Source organism: Lactococcus nasutitermitis (assembly GCF_018403765.1).
Taxonomy (GTDB): Bacteria; Bacillota; Bacilli; order Lactobacillales; family Streptococcaceae; genus Lactococcus; species Lactococcus nasutitermitis.
Window position 1 is genome coordinate 84,759 of sequence record NZ_BOVQ01000009.1, and the last position, 18,515, is coordinate 103,273.

Here is an 18,515-nt window from a genome sequence, read left to right on the forward strand (position 1 = left end):
TAAAATACAATTTATAATTTAATACAAAAAGTAATTACAAAGATATGTTAAGCCTTTACATATTAAAATAATTTTGATAAAATTACATTGTAAAGATTTTTGTAAGGAGAAAAACAGGATGAAAAAAGTAACACTTACCGTTCTTGCTTCCGCTGCTTTGATAGCAGGCGGAGTTATCGCAGCACCTCATGCTCATGCGCAGCAGATTTCAGGTGTCAATACTGCTGGAGTCTATATGTATCGACTCTATAATCCAAACAGTGGTGAACATTTCTACACGGAAAATATCAAGGAAGACCAAAACTTGGTAAATGCTGGTTGGAGATTTGAAGGAATTGGTTGGATTGCCCCTACTAAAGGAGCGCCCGTTTATCGCCTTTATAATCCTAATGCTGGAGATCATTTCTATACGACAAGTGCAGCAGAAAAAAGTAGTCTTGTGAAAGCAGGCTGGAATTATGAAGGAATTGGTTGGCGTTCAGGTGGTAAAACACCATTGTACCGTGCTTACAATCCTCATGCTACAGCAGGTTCTCACAACTATACAACAAATAAAGCTGAAGAAAATTCTTTAGTATCAGCTGGTTGGAGTAATGAAGGTATTGCTTGGTATGGAGTTGGCGGAGGTATTGGAGCTGCCAGCGGACATAACTATGTTGGATTTGTAGAAGATAGTAATAACAACATTTTCGGTGAAGCTCTCTTTACAAACCTCAACGAAGCGTTTAATTGGGCTAAAACTTGGGGAGCAGCACACGTAACTACAGATTCAGGTTGGGCCGAAGCTCAACAATTAAACTAAGATGTTTTTTAAGACGAAGTGTTCAATCTTCGTCTTTTTTTGATGATTTATGCGAAAAATAGAGAAATGACACATAAGCGATTTTATGCTATAATTAACCTGATTAATTATATTATGGAGGTTCCTTAAATGAAGGGAATTATTTTAGCTGGTGGTTCTGGGACACGTCTTTATCCCTTGACTCGCGCAGCAAGTAAACAACTGATGCCAGTGTATGATAAACCGATGATTTATTATCCACTTTCTACATTGATGTTGGCAGGAATTAAAGAGATTTTGATTATTTCAACGCCGACAGATTTGCCACGTTTTGAGGAACTTTTGGGCGATGGTTCAGAGTTTGGAATTTCTCTTTCATACAAAGTGCAACCAAGTCCAGATGGTCTCGCACAAGCATTTATTTTAGGTGCTGACTTTATTGGAAAAGATAGTGTGGCACTGATTTTGGGCGATAATATCTATCATGGTCCAGGAATGAGTAAACTCTTGCAAAAAGCAGCAGGTAAAGGACATGGAGCCACTGTTTTTGGTTATCATGTCAATGACCCTGAGCGTTTTGGCGTTGTTGAATTTGATGATAAAATGAATGCTATTTCTATTGAAGAAAAACCAGAAAATCCAAAGTCAAACTATGCAGTCACAGGACTTTATTTTTATGATAATGATGTGGTTGAAATTGCCAAAAATATCAAACCTAGTCCTCGTGGAGAGCTTGAAATCACGGATGTGAATAAAGCATATTTGGAACGTGGCGATTTGAGTGTTGAGCTGATGGGACGTGGTTTTGCTTGGCTTGATACAGGAACGCACGCAAGTTTACTTGAAGCGGCGCAATATATTGAAACTGTACAGCGAATGCAAAACGTCATGGTAGCGAACCTTGAAGAAATTGCATGGCGCATGGGCTATATCACAAGTGATGAAGTTCGTGAACTTGCTCAACCTTTGAAGAAAAACGACTACGGACAGTATTTGCTACGACTCGTAGGAGAAAAATAACTCTTACAACCAAATTTAGTTTGCTTTTTAAGCCAACAGGGCAATTTTACGTTATTGATGAAGCTGATTGATGTCGCTTCATTTTTATAGAGCAAAAGATAAATAAAACAAAAAGGAAAAATCAAAAAATGAACAGTAATTTTTTTGAAAAAGAATTAAAAGCGACGGCGATTGAAGCGATTCCGGGCTTTTTGCAATTTGACATTCCTGTTCACGGCGACAACCGTGGCTGGTTCAAGGAAAATTTCCAGAAGGAAAAGATGATTCCGTTGGGATTTCCAGAAGGCTTTTTCGCAGAAGGAAAATTGCAAAATAACGTGAGTTTTTCGCGGAAGAATGTCTTGCGAGGGCTTCATGCAGAACCTTGGGATAAGTACATTTCTGTCGCTGATGGCGGGAAAGTCCTTGGGAGTTGGGTTGATTTGCGAGAGGGCGAGAGTTTTGGCAATGTCTATCAGACCGTGATTGATGCAAGTGTTGGAATTTACGTTCCTCGCGGCGTGGCGAATGGTTTTCAGGTACTGTCTGACACAGTTTCGTATAGTTATCTCGTCAATGATTACTGGGCGTTGGAATTGAAGCCTAAATATGCATTTGTGAATTATGCAGACCCTGCTTTGGGAATTACATGGGAAAACTTGGCGGAAGCAGAAGTTTCTGAAGCCGATAAAAATCACCCATTTTTGAAAGATGTTGTAGCTTTGAAAAGAGAAGAACTATGAATTTGTCAAATACAGCGCTCATCATGATTGACCTGCAAGCTGCGATGCGCAGGATTGTGGCACCATTTGCGAAGCCTTATAGTTATGATGAGGTGCTTGCGAATAATCAAAAACTCATGGGGGCTTTTGCGGATGCTGGGCAACCGATCATCATGGTCACTGTTCAGCCAAAAATTTTGCCTAAAAAATGGGCGGAACGCGTTGGACGTTTGATTTTGGAAGAAGATGCACGTGATTTGCCCAATGTCTATAAAATCGCTAAATATGGACCGAACGCTTTCACACAGTCAGATGAAAATTTGGAACAACTTTTAAATCGTCAAAAGATTAAAAAGCTTGTTTTCACAGGAGTTTCTACGAGTAATGGCGTTGTCAAAACGGCACGAACAGCGCGGGAACTGCATTTTGATGTGGTGATTGTCAAAGATGCGACGGCGGATAAGAGCTTATCTGGTTATCAAAAATCGTTGGAAGAATTTGAAACGATTTGCGAAACCAAGGATTTTGTGAATTAAAAAATAAGGAAGAAAAAAATGACTGAATACAAAAATATCGTCGTTACTGGCGGTGCGGGTTTTATTGGCTCAAACTTTGTGCATTATGTGTACAACAACTTCCCAGACGTGCACATCACAGTGCTCGACAAACTGACTTATGCGGGAAATGTGAACAATATCAATATGCTTTTTGATAGTGGGCGCGTGGAGCTGGTGGTTGGCGATATTGCTGACCCTGAAATTGTTGATAAAGTGGCAAGCAAGGCGGATGCAATTGTGCATTATGCGGCTGAAAGTCATAATGATAACAGCTTGATTTCGCAGGATGAATTTGTTCAGACGAATTTCATTGGGACTTACACGCTGATTCAAGCGGCGCGCAAGTACGATTTGCGTTTCCACCATGTGTCAACGGACGAGGTTTATGGCGATTTGCCTTATCGTGAGGAATTACCAGGACATGGCGAGGGTGCAGGTGAGAAATTTACACCGGAGACACCTTACAATCCAACAAGTCCTTATAGTTCAACGAAAGCGGCGAGTGATTTGATTGTGCGGGCTTGGGTGCGCAGTTTTGGACTGAAAGCGACGATTTCTAATTGCTCCAATAACTATGGGCCTTTCCAACATATTGAGAAGTTTATTCCACGTCAAATTACGAACGTTTTGAGCGGAATTAAGCCAAAACTTTATGGCGATGGCAAAAATGTCCGTGATTGGATTCACACGGAAGATCACAGCTCTGGTGTTTGGGCGATTTTGATGAAGGGGCGGATTGGCGAGACTTACCTCATCGGCGCTGACGGCGAGAAAGATAATAAAGCCGTGCTGGAAGACATTTTGGTGCGCATGGGCAAAGACAAGAACGACTATGACCGCGTGATTGACCCTCGTGGTGATGCGCACGATAAACGCTATGCGATTGACAACACAAAACTTCGCGAAGAACTTGGTTGGACACCAAAACACACCGACTTTGAAAGTGGTTTGCAGGCGACGATTGACTGGTACAAGGCAAATGAGGGCTGGTGGAAAGCGGAGAAAGACGCGGTGGAAGCCAAGTATGCAAAGAGTCAGAAAGTGATAGACTAAACTGGAGATTTTTTATGAAAGCTATTGATAAAAAAGGGAAAAGTGTCGAATGCTGGGAAATTTCTGGCGATAAAGCGACTATGCCAGATTGGGTAAAGCAACTTGTGGCTGAGCTGGATATTGTTTTTCCTTTAGGGCAAGAGGGAAATATTCGCGTGACTCCTCACAAACTCCGTTGGGGCTGGGGCGCACAAGGTTATAATGTTGCTTTTGGCAGTTTTCTAGTTGATGATGGAAAAAAGATTAAGGATTATTCAAGACTGAAATTTTATCAGGAGTTTAAAGTGGTTGAAGAATAGGATTTTGGTAAATTTCTGAGTTTGAACTTATCTTGGGTTCTGATTATTCTTGGGCTTATATTTATCGGTGTTGCAAGTTGTAGACTGTTTGTGTGGTAAAAAATGAAATTTCTTAAAATGTTATATTTGGTTGCCAGCATTATTTTCTTAATTTCGGCATTTGTCAGGTTCTTTGTGGAAAAAAATCACTCGGGTGCTTGGTTAAATTTGATTTTTGGCTTTGTTTGGCTAGCTTTGTTTTTTGTTGAAGTGAGTAGGAAAAAATAACTTATCAGTGCTGATGGCTTTGTCAAATTTGACAAAACTGTCAAAAGGAGAAATTATGGCGAAAAATTTAGTACCGCACCTTGTTTTTGAGAACAGTAAGACGGCGATTGCCTATTACGAAACGGTTTTTGGTGCGACAGATAGCGGACGGATGGTGGTTACGCCTGAGCTTGCGGCGCAATTTGGGAAAAATCCTGATGATGCGCATTTGTCAGAACTGACGGTGCACGGAAGTTTTCATATTTTCGGTCAGCCGATTTATTTTGCGGATGATTTTGGTGGGAATGCGGTTCAGTCTGGATTGACATTTTTGCTGGCAGCGACGGAAGATGATGACGCTGCGATTTCGGAACTCGAAGCGATTTTTGAGAAAGCTGAAAATTCTGGACGGGTCACGGTTCAACAAGCTTTTACTGATGCTTTTTGGGGCGGAAAATTTGGTGTGCTTGTCGACGAATATGGCATTACTTGGCAATTTGCTGTCAATCCACAGATTTGATAGCCTAGGGAGGCAATAATGATTGAGGCGACACAATTTGAAAGATTTCGGGATATTTATATCTGTCCAGACCCGCAGGGACATCGTCCAACATGGATATGGTTTGCGTTGGTGGATGGTGTGATGTATGTCGAAGCTTCGAGTAGGCAGTCTTCTTGGTGGCAATCGGCAATGAAGTCAGGCACTGGACAGCTTCATGTGGCGGGAAAAATTTATCAAGTGAATCTCATGCACGTGAAGGATGCAGGGGAAATTGAGCGTGTGAGTGCGAGTTATTTGGCGCGTTATCATGGGAATTCTGCGCCAAGTGCGGAGTCTGAGATGACTTGCATGCGTGTGACATTTTTGACAGAAATCGGGAAATCGGAATTGCCAAAAGTACAGGTTTGACAATTCTGTCAAAAAATAATTGTGATAAAAAGGAGAAAAAATGATTGACCATATTAGTTTGACTGTGGCAGATGTCGCCGTGTCGAAGAAATTTTATGATGCGGCGCTTGCGCCACTTGGTTTTGCGGAAGTTGCTGCCAATGAGAATTTTGTGATGTATCAGCACGCTGACGGCAGTGTTTTCGGAGTTTCTCAGGGCATTGCGGCGCCGATTCATTTTGCTTTTGGTGCATCAACACATGATGCGGTGAAACAATTTTATGATGCGGCGATGGCTGCGGGCGGTACAGATAACGGCGAGCCGGGAATTCGGGAAAAATATGCGCCGACCTACTATGCTGCCTTTGTTATTGACCCTGACGGTTATCGGATTGAAGCGGTTTGTCATGCAAAATGAGATAAAACTTTTTTGACAGTTCTGTCAAAAATAATTTAGCACATTCCATTGATACTGATGATGGATGAGGAGAGAAAAATGGATAAAATTAGAAAGCGGAATTTAGCAGTTGGGGGGATTTGCTTGGGACTGGCTGTGATTGGTTATGCTAATTCAGGAAATAATGTTTTGTTTTATTTCGTTGGTTTACTTGCCATGGTGTTCGCTATTCTTTTTCTACTCATGGCATTGAACAAGCAAAGTCGTTTTGTGGCAGATGTTAAGACGGAGAAGATGCCTGAGGAAGTGCTCGAGAATGTCGAAGATTATCTGGTTAAAGAATTGAAATTTAAACTGAAGAATTATAAAGGAACGCTCGTTTATCAAAAAGGCGATGGATTTTGGCTTCAGAAAAAATGTGTGCTGGTGGATACAAGTCATAATCAGCTGGTTCATATTGAGGCTTGGGTGAGTGCGATTTGGCAAAATGAGAATGATTTTACTGGCTATGTTGGAACAGTGCCCAAAAAGCGCCTTAAAAAGCAAGTTGAGCAGTTGATGACGAGAATTAAATAATCATCATATTTTTGACAGTTTTGTCAAAAAAATAATGAGGAAAAATTTTGATAAAATAGTTAACAGAAAAGGAAAAAATTATGATTTTAATCACAGGTGGAAATGGTCAGCTTGGCACGGAATTGCGTCATTTATTGGACGAGCGCGGTGTGAGCTATACAGCGGCTGATGTGGCAGAATTGGATATTACTGACAAAGCGAGTGTGGATGCGTTTTTCGATGCGAATAAGCCCGAAATTGTCTATAATTGCGCAGCTTACACGGCGGTTGACAAGGAAGAAGACGAGGGAAAAGAACTCGGCGAGAAAATCAATGTTGACGGGACACGCAATATTGCTGAAGCTTGCGCGCGCGTTGGGGCGACGATGGTGCAGATTTCGACGGATTATGTTTTTGGTGGTTATTTGCCAGTTGGCGAGGAATGGCTGGAGAATGCGGAGAAACATCCTGTCAGTGAATATGGACGCACGAAAGATTTGGGCGAGCAGGCGATTGTTGCTTCTGGCGCGAAATTCTATGTTATCCGCACGGCTTGGCTGTTCGGCTCATATGGACCAAATTTCGTCTTTACCATGCAAAATTTGGCGAAAACGCATGATACGTTGACAGTTGTCAATGACCAGCATGGCCGCCCTACGTGGAGCCGCACGCTCGCTGAGTTCATGGTACATTTGGTTACGACAGATGCAGCAAGCGGTTTTTATCATTTGTCAAATGATGCAGCTGCGGGCGAAGATGTGACCTGGTTTGATTTTGCAACAGAAATTTTGAAAGATACAAATACAAAAGTCTTGCCTGTTTCGTCAAAAAATTTTGCGGCAAAAGCAAAACGACCATTCAACTCGACGATGAGCCTTGACAAAGCTAAAGCGACAGAATTTGACATTCCAACTTGGCAAGAAGCACTCGCACAAATGTTGTCAAAAGGCGATTTGCGCCCGTCAGCTGATATGGTCAAAGGTGATTTACGTCAATAAGTTTTGACAGTTCTGTCAAAAAAATTATCACATTATCCGAACATTTTTGACGATTCTGTCAAAAAAATTTAGCTAAAAAATCAAGGAAAGAGACATGAAAAAACACGTTTTCATCATTGGCAGTCGAGGATTGCCCGCAAAATACGGTGGTTTTGAGACTTTTGTTGAAGAACTCGTGAAACATCAGCAAAATCCGAACATTCAATATCATGTCGCTTGCCAGAGCGAAAACTCAGATTTGGCGGGTTCAGATGGACATTTTGACTATCTCGGTGCGGATTGTTTTGCTATCAATGTGCCAAATATCGGCGCAGCGCGCGTGATTGCTTATGATATTTTGGCGATTAATGCCAGCTTGAAAATGGTTAAAGAGCAACAGATTGAGCAGCCGATTTTCTATATTTTGGGCAATACTATCGGTGGTGTGATTGGGCGTTATGCTAGAAAAATTCACAAAGTTGGCGGTCAGCTTTTCGTCAATCCTGACGGACTTGAATGGCGTAGAACCAAGTGGGCTGCGCCTGTACGCCGTTATCTCAAACTTGCCGAACGTAAAATGGTGCGGTACGCGGATTTGATTATCAGCGATAATGTCGGTATCAAAGATTATCTCACGGCAGAATATGGCAAAATCTCTTCAAAAGTGATTGCTTATGGGACGGAGCAGGTTATTTCTGACTTGACAAACTCGCCAACTCTTGACAAATTCGCTGTGAAAAGCGATAATTATTATTTGATAGTTGGTCGATTTGTTCCTGAAAATAACTATGAAACTTTGATTCGTGCGTTCATGATGTCAGAAAGTACGCGTGAGTTAGTGATTGTGACAAATTACGAAGGCAACGCTTTTTATGATGAATTGCGTGAAAAAACGCAGTTTGATAAGGATAATCGTGTCAAATTCGTTGGTACTGTTTATGATCAAAACGAATTGCGTTACATTCGGGAGCACGCATTTACCTATCTGCATGGACATGAAGTTGGTGGGACAAATCCTGGACTCCTTGAAGCGATGTGGTCAACGCCAGTCAATCTGGTGCTGAATGTTAATTTCAATCAGCAAACAGCAGCAGATAGCGTCCTTTATTTTGACAAAGAAAATTTAACGGAGCAATTCACAGAACTTGAAAATTTGACCAACGACCAACGACAAAATCTCCACCGCAAGGCACAAGAAATGATAAAAGAAAAATACACTTGGCAGCATATTTGCGCCCAATATGAGGAAATTTTTTGTTCAAGCTCACAAAGTGTAGCCGGAGACGATGATGGAAGTTAATATTTTAATGTCCGCCTACAATGGTGAAAAATTTATTGCTGAACAGATTAAAAGCATTCAGCAACAGACATTTACAGACTGGCAGCTGATTATCCGCGATGACGGCTCACATGATAAAACCTGCGAGATTATTGACAGTTTTGTCAAAAACGACAACCGTATCACTCTTGTAAAAGCAGAGAATGTCGGAGTTATCAAATCTTTTTACGAACTTGTCAAAAAATATCCAGCAGATTTTTCATTTTTTAGTGACCAAGATGATTTTTGGCTTCCTGACAAACTTCAGATTATGCTTGATGAAACCAAAAAACACGATAACAGCAAGCCAATCATGTATTATACAGACCTCAAAGTCGTTGATAAAAATTTGACAGTTCTGTCAAAAAGTATGATACGCAGTCAATCCGACCACGCCAACACAGAACTCGTCCAAGAATTGACCGAAAACACCGTCACAGGTTGTACTAGCATGATAAATGCCGCCCTCGCCAAAGAATGGCAAGACACCGAAAATATCATCATGCACGATTGGTATCTCGCACTCGTTGCCACAGCTCTGGGCGAGCTTGTCTATATTGACCGTGCGACCATTCTCTATCGCCAACATGACAACAACGTCCTCGGCTCACGTACCTTATCAAAACGCGTGAAAAATTGGACAAATCATTGGTTGGACAAATATTGGTGGTTGATTGATTCAAGTCAAGTACAAGCAAAAAAATTACTGAGTTTTGAGCATCTATCTCCTCAAAAACGTAGTCTCATCACAGATTACGTAAGTCTTCTCGAACAGCCACTTGGCAAACGAAGAAAGATTTTAAAAAGAAACAACTTGAGAAAAAATAAAACACTTCATACTTTTATTTTTAAAACACTCATCATTACAAAATTTGCATATAAAAAATGAGAAATCATTTACTGATTTTATAATAAATAGAACATTTAACTCATTTTGCATCAAAAAAGGAAAAACAAATGAACTTCTTCAGCCGCAGAAATCAAATTCTGCTCAAAGAATTAATTAAAACTGACTTCAAACTTCGCTATCAGGGCAGCGTTATCGGCTATCTCTGGTCAATCTTGAAACCGATTTTACTCTTCTTGATTATGTACCTCGTTTTCGTGAAATTCATGAGATTTGGTGCAGGAACACCCCATTTCGCCGTTTCACTTCTTTTAGGGATTACGGTTTGGAATTTCTTTAGTGAAGCGACTGGCGTCGGTATGATGTCCATCGTTGGACGAGGTGATTTGCTAAGAAAAGTCAATTTTTCTAAACCTGTCATCATCTTTTCAGTTGTATCCAATGCTTTCATCAACTTGATTATTTCTCTTGTCGTTGTGATTGGTTTTGCGATTATCAATGGTGTTCACTTTAGTTGGACAGTGATTTTTGCAGTTCCGTTGCTCTTTGAGTTGATTATTTTTAGTATGGGAATTTCCTTTATACTTTCGACAGCTTTCGTTTATTTCCGTGACTTGGGGCCTATCTGGGAAGTTATCATGCAAGCAGGCTTTTATGGCACTCCAATTATCTATCCTGTTACACAGATTTCCTCACATCCGCATTATTATTGGGTAGCGCAGCTTCAAATGCTCAATCCAATGGCACAAATCGTGCAAGATATGCGTTACGTCTTGACTTATAGTAATAATACCAATCCAACGCTTTGGCAAATGTGGCACAATCCTTTCGTTATTGTTATTCCATATATCCTGCCATTTATTATTTTCGCATTCGGATTATGGATTTTCACGAAAAATTCAAAACGTTTCGCAGAAATTATCTAAGGGAGAGAAAAAATGGCAAATATAGCAGTAAAAATAGACCATGTCAGCAAATATTTCCGACTTCCGACAGAGGCGACAACAAGTTTACGTACCACTCTCGTCAATCGAATGCGCGGTATTAAAGGCTACAAAGAACAGCACGTTCTCAAAGATATCGACTTTGAAGTACACGAAGGCGACTTTTTTGGTATTGTCGGGCGAAATGGCTCAGGAAAATCAACCCTTCTCAAAATTATTTCACAAATCTATGTTCCAGAGCAAGGAACAGTCACAGTCAATGGAAAACTCGTCAGTTTTATCGAACTCGGTGTTGGTTTCAATCCAGAACTTACAGGGCGCGAAAACATTTATATGAATGGTGCCATGTTAGGGTTTTCAACTGAGGAAATAGATGCCATGTATGATGACATTGTAGATTTCGCAGAACTTCCTGATTTCATGAACCAGAAATTAAAAAATTATTCCAGTGGTATGCAAGTGCGACTGGCTTTTTCAGTTGCGATTAAAGCACATGGAGATGTCCTTGTACTTGATGAAGTGCTCGCCGTCGGCGACGAAGCTTTCCAACGTAAATGTAATGATTACTTCCTCGAACGCAAAAAATCAGGAAAAACAACAATTTTAGTGACACACGATATGAATGCCGCTAAAAAATATTGTAATAAAGCAATTCTCATTGAAAATGGCTTGATTAAGGTAGCAGGAGATGTTGATAAAGTTGCCAATCAATATAGTTTGGACAATCTGAAACGTTTGGAAGCTGCACAAGGAAAAACACAGCTTTCAGAAGAATATGTTTCTGATTTGAAAGTTAATCTTCTCTCACCTGTACAAACAACACCTGAGCAACCTATCAAATTTGAAATCGAATACGATGTCAAAGCCCCTATTGAAACATATATTGCTTTTTCACTCACTGATGCTGACCACAATATATGGATTTATAATGATAATTCCTTGGATTATATGACAGAAGGAATGGGACATAAGAAAGCAATCTATGAATGCAAACTTGAGCAAGTTAATAATCTAAAGCTTAAATTGCAAGTATCTGTACGTAATAGTAAAGATGAGATGGTTGCTTATGACCCAGATGAGAAATTCATCATGATAAATCGTAACGATATTCCTAAGGAAGATTTGAGTGCGAAAGATTCATCAAGTGGTTTAATTCAACGAAATGGAGCATGGGATTTTGCGTAGGCAAAGAAAAGAAAAAAGAATCAGCAAGCCAGAAAATATCTTTTTAATCATTGCTGTCGTGCTGGGATTGGCATTTGCAGTTTTTCAGCCACTTTTTATCGAGCCTGATGCAAGTTATCACTTTGATAGTGCCACTTATATCTCTAATACTGTCGTTAATCGAGCAAAAGTTGGATTTCCAGCTGAGGATTATCAGTCAACACCCGTTCCTTTTACAACAGTTAGCACAATGATGAAAAAAGGAACTTATTTCAAAAATTTTTTTGAAACAAAGTTACCTATTATTTCACATTCAAAAGTAGAGTCACGAATTGTTCAGCTGAGTTGGCGGAATAAACTAATGCACTCAGTAGCTGCATTGGGCGTGAAAATCGGTCATATGATTTACCCTTCAATCGGGGCGATGATTATTACAGCGCGAATTTTTAATTTGATATTCTTTATTGTAGCAATGTATTTTATTATCAAGAAATTAAAAGTTTATCAATGGTTATTTGTGTTCGTTTCTTTAACGCCAACAGTTATCCAGTTTGTAACAAGTTTGAGTTATGATTGTTTTAACTACATTGTTTGTGCATGGTTGATTGCAACCTTACTCAATCTTGCGGCAGATATTAAAGCAGAAAAAGAGCTTACGATTAAGAAATTTTTCTTGCGAATTATTTTGCCATCCATAGCTGTTTATAGCTCTAAAGAAAATTCTATATTGCTATTTATTCTAGTAGCTGGAATGCTGATTTATTTGATTGGAAAGAAATTAAAAATTTCTTTGAGTAAGTTACAAATTGCTCTTGGTTCCAGTTTTATTTTCATCTTGGGAGTCGTCTATTTCTTTATGAGATATCATGCACATTTGTATCTCATTGCTGGGAAATTCTTTTATACTTTCCTTGAGCCTTATTATACAGTATTGACGACAGAGGTTATCAGTGGGACTAATACAGCAGGTGTTCCAGCATGGCTCTTTGCAGTTCAGTTTGCAGTACTGATTTTGTTACTCTTGTCTTATACAAAAGAAGCTATTCCACGTTGGTTTGCTTGGTTATCATTTGCAGTTGCTGCGCTCAATCTGTTTGGAATTTTGCTGCAGTATGCGGTCAATAGTTCTTATTTGACAGATGCAACGATTACAGGTCCTCAAGGACGCTATTTCACGGTATTTATTTTACTTTTGCCAGGAATTTTTACTTTACTAAGTCAGAAGATATCAGTAAAATCAGGTGCTTGGTTAAAAAAACTGGTGGTGTTTGTGATTGTCTTTGTTTTGACTATCAATTTATCAGTAACGGCTGTTAAATTTTATCATTTGCAACTTCCAGCGGATGAATATCGTTCCGGTGTGACACATTATATTTTTAAGTAGGTAATTATGGTTTTTAAAATTTCTGTTGCTGTGACTTGCTATAATCATAGTGACTATATCGAAAAATGTTTACGTAGTATTTTTGAACAAACTCATCAAGAAATCGAACTGTTGGTCTTCAATGATGGCTCAACAGATAATTCTGATGAAGTCATTACAAAGGTACTAGAGACTTCTCCATTTGCTGAAACACATTATTTTTCAGCAGAAAATAAAGGTGTTGCTCGTGTGCGTAATGAAGCGCTGGCAAAATTTACAGGTGATTTTCTATTTTTCATGGATAGCGACAATTTTTTGAATGAAAATCATCTGGAAATACTTTTGACAGAACTGTCAAAAAAATCTGCGGACATTGCTTATTGTCAACTTTGGGATTTTGAACATAAACATAATCTTTTGCGAGAAGATTTGGATTTTAGTTGGGAAAAAGAGTTAGAAGGCAATTTGATTGATGTTTCATCTCTTGTCAAACGTGAAGTGCTGAAAAATGTCCAATTTGATGAAACACTGCAAAATCTTGAAGATTTTGATTTTTGGCTAAATATTTTTATGCAACATCAAGCAAAAGCTATCTTTGTGTCAGAGACAAAATTGAATTATCGTGTGCTGGATGATTCACGTAGCGCGCGTGATGATTGGGAACAATATTATCAATCATATTTTTACATTCTTGATAAATACAGAGATAAAATTTCTGACGATATCATCCATGCTTTGCAATCAAACGTTTTTCTTTGGGTAAAAAATTATGAAGCGCTCAAACAAGATTTGGCGCAAGACTTTGAACAAAAATTGGCCGATAAAGACCAGCATATCAAGGACCAAGATGAATTCATCCAAAAAGCATTGCATGACAAGGATGTTCACATAGAAAGTCAAGCAGCAGAAATAGAAAATCTAAAGAATTCCCCAGAATATCGGCTTGGTAGAAAATTACGCCATCCTTTTAGAAAATAGAACACTATGAATAACAGACTACTTCTTTACGTACATTTTAATAAAGATAATAAACTAAGTGCGCACGTCATTTATCAACTGCAACATCTCCGAGAACTTTTTGGAGAAATTTTCTTTATTTCCAATAGTCAACTTGCTGAAAAAGATTTGACGGGACTGTCAAATCAGCATCTTATTGATGGTTTTATGCAGCGTGAAAATAAAGGTTATGATTTTGTTGCTTGGTCTGATGCGATGAAACATTATGGTTTTGACAAACTTGCCAATTATGATTCCGTCACAGTGATGAACGATACTTGTTTTGGACCAGTTTATGATTTTAGCGCACCCTTTGAGCGTTTTGACAGTGATGCGACCGTTGATTTTTGGGGAATTACTAATAACAGAAGTCACAAAGTAAAACCTTGGGCAGATGAGCCAGAGATTAAATTACCAGACCATATCCAAAGTTATTTTGTCAGTTATAAACAAAAAGTAGTAGCTTCTGACAGTTTTGTCAAATTCTGGGATACTGTTGAAGTGCTTGATGATGTTGTCAAAGTTATCATTCAGTATGAAACAGCAATGACAAAGTATTTTGAAGATGCAGGTTTTCATTCAGCAGTTCTTTTTGACACTCGTAAAGAAGATTGGTCTGGAATGCTAGTACATGATTTTTCAGTTTTCAATCTTCCAGCTCTTTTACAACGTCACATTCCATTTTTGAAAATCAAAGCGTTTAGTTATGGCGCAGACAATATTTACACACCGCTTGTGATTGAACGTTTGCAACAAGAAAGTGATTATCCGATTTCTTACATTGTTGAACATATGACAGACGTTGATTATCCTGACCGTGAATATATGCTGTCAGAAAAAACAATTCAGTTTACACCAGATTTGACAGCTTCGTCAAATTTAAAAATTGCCATCCATCTTCACGCGTTCTACATTGATCTTATTCCAGAGTACCTTAATTATTTTGACAACTTTGTCAAAAATTATGACCTCTATATCACAACAGACAGCGAAGAAAAGAAGTTACAGATTCAAACAGATTATCCCCTGCCACAAGTCAAAGATATAGAAATTACAGGTAATAAAGGCAGAGATGTGCTACCTTGGATGCAAGTAACACCGAAAATGAAAAATTATGACCTAATAGGACATTTTCACACAAAGAAATCCAAAGACAATGACTGGATAGTTGGTGAAAGTTGGCGCCGAGATATCGAATATGCTCTGTTAAAACCTGCTCAACAAATTTTCCAAGAATTTGAAAAAAATCCCCAACTTGGACTCATGATTGCAGATGTACCATCATTCTTTGACCATTTCTACGGACCAACTTATATCACAGAACGAGATATTTGGCATTACATGTACGAAATGTGGCAAAAAATAGATTTTAAAAATCCCAAAGAGCTCAAGCAAAAAGACAGCTATGTTATGAGTTATGGCACAATGATTTGGTACCGTCCAGAAGCACTTCAAAATCTTTTAGAAATAAATATTGCTGAAGCTGTTCCAGAAGAACCAATTCCATATAACAGTATCCTTCATGCTTTTGAACGTCTTATCGTCTATGCAGCATGGGTAAACGGATATGATTTCCGTATTTCACAAATCCAAACCAATAATGGTTTTATCGCCAATTATTCAGCAAATCGTCTTCTTCGCACCGTAGAAACAGACCTTACGCAAACAAAACTTAGAGATTTGGTGAAAATGATGTTTAAGAAAATCAAAGTAATCCTTGTCTATCGACTGATGCCGTGGAAACGCTAAAAGAAAAATGAGAAATGAATAATAAACAAGAAGTCAATTTCAGCAAAAGAACAATCCTTTCAAGCAGGCAAATTTATCTCTTAATCACAGCTATTCTAGCTATGTGGACGTTTGGAATATGGACAACAAGTTTCACAAATAATCCAGTAAATCAGGAATACAATTATGTTCCGATTACTCTTGTATTGAGTCCTATTGCGATTTATGTTAAAAAATATGGTAAAATAAGGAATAATTGGCTATTTCTGTTGAGGATATTTAAGATTATTCTCATTTCTAGCTTAGTATTGTATCTCTCAAAGACATTATTTGTTTATTATACTCAAAATAATATCCCAGATGTACTCCCTCAAATTACTCAATGGATAAGGAGGCTTATATAATGGCTGATAAAAACACACAAAAGATTTTACTCATTATTCCTGCTTACAATGAGGCAGAAGGAATAGTAGAAAATATTCAAAAAGTACAAGCGTACCAAAAAAATATAAATTATCAATTAGACTATCTCGTGATTAACGACGGTTCCACTGATAATGAAGAACAAGTATTAGTAGAAAATAATATTAACCATATTGAACTCATTCAAAATCTAGGAATTGGTGGCGCAGTACAAACAGGCTATATTTATGCTTATCAACATGATTATGATATAGCTGTTCAGTTTGATGGTGACGGACAACATGATATTGAGTCACTTCCCAATCTTATCGAACCAATTTTAAAGGATGAAGCAGATTTTGTTGTCGGTTCACGTTTTTTAGACGAGAGCAATTCAGAATTTAAATCCTCCACAGCACGTCAGACAGGTATTAAGATTTTATCTGCACTTATCTATTTTTCTTCAAAAATAAGAATAAAGGATGTCACAAGCGGCTATCGAGCAGGAAACAAGCAAGTCATTTCTCAGTTTGTAAAACGTTATCCACGACAATATCCAGAACCAGAAACTTATATGCACCTTTTCGCAAAATCTATTCGTGTCAAAGAAGTAGGCGTCAGAATGTTTGAGAGAACTACAGGTACATCAAGCATAAATATGTTAAAAGGTGTCAGCTACATGATTAGCGTTTCGCTATCAATTATAGCTACCTCGTTACTTGGAAGGGAGAAAGAATAATGCCCGTACAATTAAGAATACTAGCGATTATCCTTGCAATTATTTTTTTTATTTATACTGTTCAACTGGTGCGCAAAGACCGGGCAGAAATAAGACATATGCTGAAATGGCTCGTTTTAGCACTTCTTATTTTATTTGGAGCAATTTTTTCTGATTTGGGAAGTAAAATAGCTCACATTTTAGGAATAAATACCTTGTCTTCACTCGCATTATTTATGCTTGTAGCAATGCTTGTCATCATTTGCTTAAAATATCAAATGTCACTCATATCAGCTGAAAAACAAATAAAAAATTTGGTTCAAGAACTTTCCTTGCTTAAAAAGGAAGTGGAAGATGTAGAGAGTAAACAGAAAAATAAATAGGAATTTAATAAAACCATGACAAAGACAGTTGCATTTTTTAGCGGTTATTATCTCCCGCATTTTGGAGGAATAGAACGCTATACCTATAATGTTGCTATAAGACTTAGGAAAAAAGGTTATAACATCATTGTAGTGACTAGCCAAGAAAACAACCAAAAAGATGAAGAAATTATTGATGGAGTTAAGGTTTATCGCCTACCAATAAGAAAAATTTGGCAGGAACGTTATCCTTTCTTTAAAAAAAATCAACACTATAAACAGTTGCTTCAAAAAATTCGGGAGGAAAAAATTGATTATTATGTGTGCAACACAAGATTTCAACTTCCAGCACTTTTAGGAACACAACTAGCGAAAGAAAATAATAAAAAAGCACTCGTACTGGAGCATGGCACAACTTATCTCACACTTAATAATAAATTTTTAGATTTTTTTCTTCATAAAGTAGAGAAAATTTTAATTCAGCGTGTTAAAAAAAATACCGATATCTTTTATGGCGTATCACAAGAAGCAGCTGATTGGTTAAAAGAATTTAATATAAATTCCAAAGGTGTTCTTTATAATGCAGTGGACCCAGCAGAATTTGACAAATACTTTACTCAAAAAACAAAACCAGATAAAATAACAATTAGCTTTTCAGGAAGACTGCAAGCAACATTCAAAGGTGTAGAAATTTTACTTTCAGCATTTGAACAACTTTCAAAAGAATATAATAATGTTGAGCTTATCATTGCAGGCGATGGTCCGATTTATAAAAAAATGACGCAACGCTACCAACAAGAAAATATTAAATTTTTAGGCTATATTCATCATGATAAAGTAATGGAGTTGAATAATCAATCTGATATTTTTGTTCTTCTTTCAAAAATAGAAGGTTTCTCAACCTCTATGATTGAAGCAGCTATGATGAAAAACGTAGTTATAACAACAGATGTTGGTGGTGCTTATGAATTGTTGCCAGATTCTACTTATGGTTATGTTATTGAGAATAGTGAAGAAGCTTTACTGAAAGCTCTAAGAGATTTAATCAATCATCCAGAAAAAATAAGACCTATTCAAGAAAAAGTATCTCAGCGTGTTATGGAAAAATATACATGGAATAAAACAGTTGAAAATTTTGAAAAAGCGTTTATAGAACTAGAATCTTGCACTCAGTTGTTAGAAAGGTAGGATATACCGA

The 18,515-nt window shown here is 38.0% G+C and carries 20 protein-coding genes and 1 pseudogene; all 21 read left to right on the plus strand.

Annotated features, from left to right (window positions below):
- Positions 1-229: 229 nt before the first annotated feature.
- Positions 230-613, plus strand: a pseudogene (locus KJS36_RS10855) (GH25 family lysozyme); the annotation flags it as partial.
- Positions 614-931: 318 nt separating this feature from the next.
- Positions 932-1,801 carry a glucose-1-phosphate thymidylyltransferase RfbA gene (rfbA, locus tag KJS36_RS09945; protein ID WP_213536764.1) on the plus strand — a complete coding sequence of 290 codons (870 nt, stop codon included), beginning with the start codon at positions 932-934 and terminating at the stop codon, positions 1,799-1,801.
- A gap of 128 nt (positions 1,802-1,929) precedes the next feature.
- Positions 1,930-2,523 (plus strand): dTDP-4-dehydrorhamnose 3,5-epimerase family protein, encoded by a 594-nt coding sequence (locus tag KJS36_RS09950; protein WP_213536765.1) that lies wholly within the window; start codon positions 1,930-1,932, stop codon positions 2,521-2,523.
- Positions 2,520-3,038 carry a cysteine hydrolase family protein gene (locus KJS36_RS09955; RefSeq protein ID WP_213536766.1) on the plus strand — a complete coding sequence of 173 codons (519 nt, stop codon included), beginning with the start codon at positions 2,520-2,522 and terminating at the stop codon, positions 3,036-3,038. Before KJS36_RS09950 ends, KJS36_RS09955 begins: the two co-directional genes overlap by 4 nt.
- A gap of 18 nt (positions 3,039-3,056) precedes the next feature.
- On the plus strand, positions 3,057-4,112 hold the full coding sequence (rfbB, locus tag KJS36_RS09960) for a dTDP-glucose 4,6-dehydratase (RefSeq protein ID WP_213536767.1): 1,056 nt from the start codon (positions 3,057-3,059) through the stop codon (positions 4,110-4,112).
- Positions 4,113-4,126: 14 nt separating this feature from the next.
- On the plus strand, positions 4,127-4,411 hold the full coding sequence (locus KJS36_RS09965; RefSeq protein WP_213536768.1) for a hypothetical protein: 285 nt from the start codon (positions 4,127-4,129) through the stop codon (positions 4,409-4,411).
- Positions 4,412-4,733: 322 nt separating this feature from the next.
- A complete protein-coding gene (locus KJS36_RS09970) occupies positions 4,734-5,177 on the plus strand; it encodes a VOC family protein (RefSeq protein WP_213536769.1) in 444 nt (147 codons plus the stop codon).
- An 18-nt stretch (positions 5,178-5,195) separates the two neighbouring features.
- Positions 5,196-5,567, plus strand: a complete 372-nt coding sequence (locus KJS36_RS09975; RefSeq protein ID WP_213536770.1) for a DUF2255 family protein — start codon at positions 5,196-5,198, stop codon at positions 5,565-5,567.
- Between the two features lie 40 nt (positions 5,568-5,607).
- Positions 5,608-5,964, plus strand: a complete 357-nt coding sequence (locus KJS36_RS09980; RefSeq protein ID WP_213536771.1) for a VOC family protein — start codon at positions 5,608-5,610, stop codon at positions 5,962-5,964.
- Between the two features lie 78 nt (positions 5,965-6,042).
- On the plus strand, positions 6,043-6,519 hold the full coding sequence (locus tag KJS36_RS09985) for a hypothetical protein (RefSeq protein WP_213536772.1): 477 nt from the start codon (positions 6,043-6,045) through the stop codon (positions 6,517-6,519).
- Between the two features lie 80 nt (positions 6,520-6,599).
- The gene (gene rfbD / locus KJS36_RS09990) at positions 6,600-7,496 is read left to right on the plus strand and encodes a dTDP-4-dehydrorhamnose reductase (RefSeq protein WP_213536773.1); all 897 of its coding nucleotides are present in this window, start codon (positions 6,600-6,602) and stop codon (positions 7,494-7,496) included.
- Between the two features lie 94 nt (positions 7,497-7,590).
- On the plus strand, positions 7,591-8,775 hold the full coding sequence (gene cps2T, locus KJS36_RS09995; protein WP_213536774.1) for a beta 1-4 rhamnosyltransferase Cps2T: 1,185 nt from the start codon (positions 7,591-7,593) through the stop codon (positions 8,773-8,775).
- Positions 8,765-9,682, plus strand: a complete 918-nt coding sequence (locus KJS36_RS10000) for a glycosyltransferase family 2 protein (RefSeq protein WP_213536775.1) — start codon at positions 8,765-8,767, stop codon at positions 9,680-9,682. The genes cps2T and KJS36_RS10000 overlap by 11 nt, the downstream gene beginning before the upstream one ends.
- A gap of 68 nt (positions 9,683-9,750) precedes the next feature.
- Positions 9,751-10,566, plus strand: a complete 816-nt coding sequence (locus tag KJS36_RS10005; RefSeq protein ID WP_213536776.1) for an ABC transporter permease — start codon at positions 9,751-9,753, stop codon at positions 10,564-10,566.
- Between the two features lie 12 nt (positions 10,567-10,578).
- Positions 10,579-11,769 carry an ABC transporter ATP-binding protein gene (locus KJS36_RS10010; protein ID WP_213536777.1) on the plus strand — a complete coding sequence of 397 codons (1,191 nt, stop codon included), beginning with the start codon at positions 10,579-10,581 and terminating at the stop codon, positions 11,767-11,769.
- On the plus strand, positions 11,762-13,132 hold the full coding sequence (locus tag KJS36_RS10015) for a DUF2142 domain-containing protein (RefSeq protein WP_244842922.1): 1,371 nt from the start codon (positions 11,762-11,764) through the stop codon (positions 13,130-13,132). Before KJS36_RS10010 ends, KJS36_RS10015 begins: the two co-directional genes overlap by 8 nt.
- A gap of 6 nt (positions 13,133-13,138) precedes the next feature.
- Positions 13,139-14,089, plus strand: coding sequence for a glycosyltransferase family 2 protein (locus KJS36_RS10020; protein ID WP_213536779.1), 951 nt, complete (start codon positions 13,139-13,141; stop codon positions 14,087-14,089).
- Positions 14,090-14,095: 6 nt separating this feature from the next.
- On the plus strand, positions 14,096-15,856 hold the full coding sequence (locus KJS36_RS10025; RefSeq protein WP_213536780.1) for a rhamnan synthesis F family protein: 1,761 nt from the start codon (positions 14,096-14,098) through the stop codon (positions 15,854-15,856).
- A 382-nt stretch (positions 15,857-16,238) separates the two neighbouring features.
- The gene (locus KJS36_RS10030; protein ID WP_213536781.1) at positions 16,239-16,976 is read left to right on the plus strand and encodes a glycosyltransferase family 2 protein; all 738 of its coding nucleotides are present in this window, start codon (positions 16,239-16,241) and stop codon (positions 16,974-16,976) included.
- Entirely contained in the window at positions 16,976-17,338 is a 363-nt protein-coding gene (locus tag KJS36_RS10035; RefSeq protein ID WP_213536782.1) for a DUF2304 domain-containing protein, read from the plus strand. Before KJS36_RS10030 ends, KJS36_RS10035 begins: the two co-directional genes overlap by 1 nt.
- Positions 17,339-17,353: 15 nt before the next feature.
- A complete protein-coding gene (locus tag KJS36_RS10040) occupies positions 17,354-18,505 on the plus strand; it encodes a glycosyltransferase family 4 protein (protein WP_213536783.1) in 1,152 nt (383 codons plus the stop codon).
- The last annotated feature ends 10 nt before the right edge of the window (positions 18,506-18,515 follow it).

Excerpts from the sequence above, each read along its gene's own strand:
- KJS36_RS09975 (WP_213536770.1), top strand. The coding sequence starts at position 5,196 with ATGATTGAGGCGACACAATTTGAAAGATTTCGGGATATTTATATCTGT.
- KJS36_RS10000 (WP_213536775.1), top strand. The coding sequence starts at position 8,765 with ATGGAAGTTAATATTTTAATGTCCGCCTACAATGGTGAAAAATTTATT.
- KJS36_RS10010 (WP_213536777.1), top strand. The coding sequence starts at position 10,579 with ATGGCAAATATAGCAGTAAAAATAGACCATGTCAGCAAATATTTCCGA.
- KJS36_RS09970 (WP_213536769.1), top strand. The coding sequence starts at position 4,734 with ATGGCGAAAAATTTAGTACCGCACCTTGTTTTTGAGAACAGTAAGACG.
- KJS36_RS10005 (WP_213536776.1), top strand. The coding sequence starts at position 9,751 with ATGAACTTCTTCAGCCGCAGAAATCAAATTCTGCTCAAAGAATTAATT.
- rfbD (WP_213536773.1), top strand. The coding sequence starts at position 6,600 with ATGATTTTAATCACAGGTGGAAATGGTCAGCTTGGCACGGAATTGCGT.
- rfbA (WP_213536764.1), top strand. The coding sequence starts at position 932 with ATGAAGGGAATTATTTTAGCTGGTGGTTCTGGGACACGTCTTTATCCC.
- KJS36_RS10025 (WP_213536780.1), top strand. The coding sequence starts at position 14,096 with ATGAATAACAGACTACTTCTTTACGTACATTTTAATAAAGATAATAAA.
- KJS36_RS09980 (WP_213536771.1), top strand. The coding sequence starts at position 5,608 with ATGATTGACCATATTAGTTTGACTGTGGCAGATGTCGCCGTGTCGAAG.
- KJS36_RS10030 (WP_213536781.1), top strand. The coding sequence starts at position 16,239 with ATGGCTGATAAAAACACACAAAAGATTTTACTCATTATTCCTGCTTAC.
- KJS36_RS10020 (WP_213536779.1), top strand. The coding sequence starts at position 13,139 with ATGGTTTTTAAAATTTCTGTTGCTGTGACTTGCTATAATCATAGTGAC.
- KJS36_RS09985 (WP_213536772.1), top strand. The coding sequence starts at position 6,043 with ATGGATAAAATTAGAAAGCGGAATTTAGCAGTTGGGGGGATTTGCTTG.
- KJS36_RS10040 (WP_213536783.1), top strand. The coding sequence starts at position 17,354 with ATGACAAAGACAGTTGCATTTTTTAGCGGTTATTATCTCCCGCATTTT.
- KJS36_RS10035 (WP_213536782.1), top strand. The coding sequence starts at position 16,976 with ATGCCCGTACAATTAAGAATACTAGCGATTATCCTTGCAATTATTTTT.
- KJS36_RS09965 (WP_213536768.1), top strand. The coding sequence starts at position 4,127 with ATGAAAGCTATTGATAAAAAAGGGAAAAGTGTCGAATGCTGGGAAATT.
- cps2T (WP_213536774.1), top strand. The coding sequence starts at position 7,591 with ATGAAAAAACACGTTTTCATCATTGGCAGTCGAGGATTGCCCGCAAAA.
- rfbB (WP_213536767.1), top strand. The coding sequence starts at position 3,057 with ATGACTGAATACAAAAATATCGTCGTTACTGGCGGTGCGGGTTTTATT.
- KJS36_RS09955 (WP_213536766.1), top strand. The coding sequence starts at position 2,520 with ATGAATTTGTCAAATACAGCGCTCATCATGATTGACCTGCAAGCTGCG.
- KJS36_RS09950 (WP_213536765.1), top strand. The coding sequence starts at position 1,930 with ATGAACAGTAATTTTTTTGAAAAAGAATTAAAAGCGACGGCGATTGAA.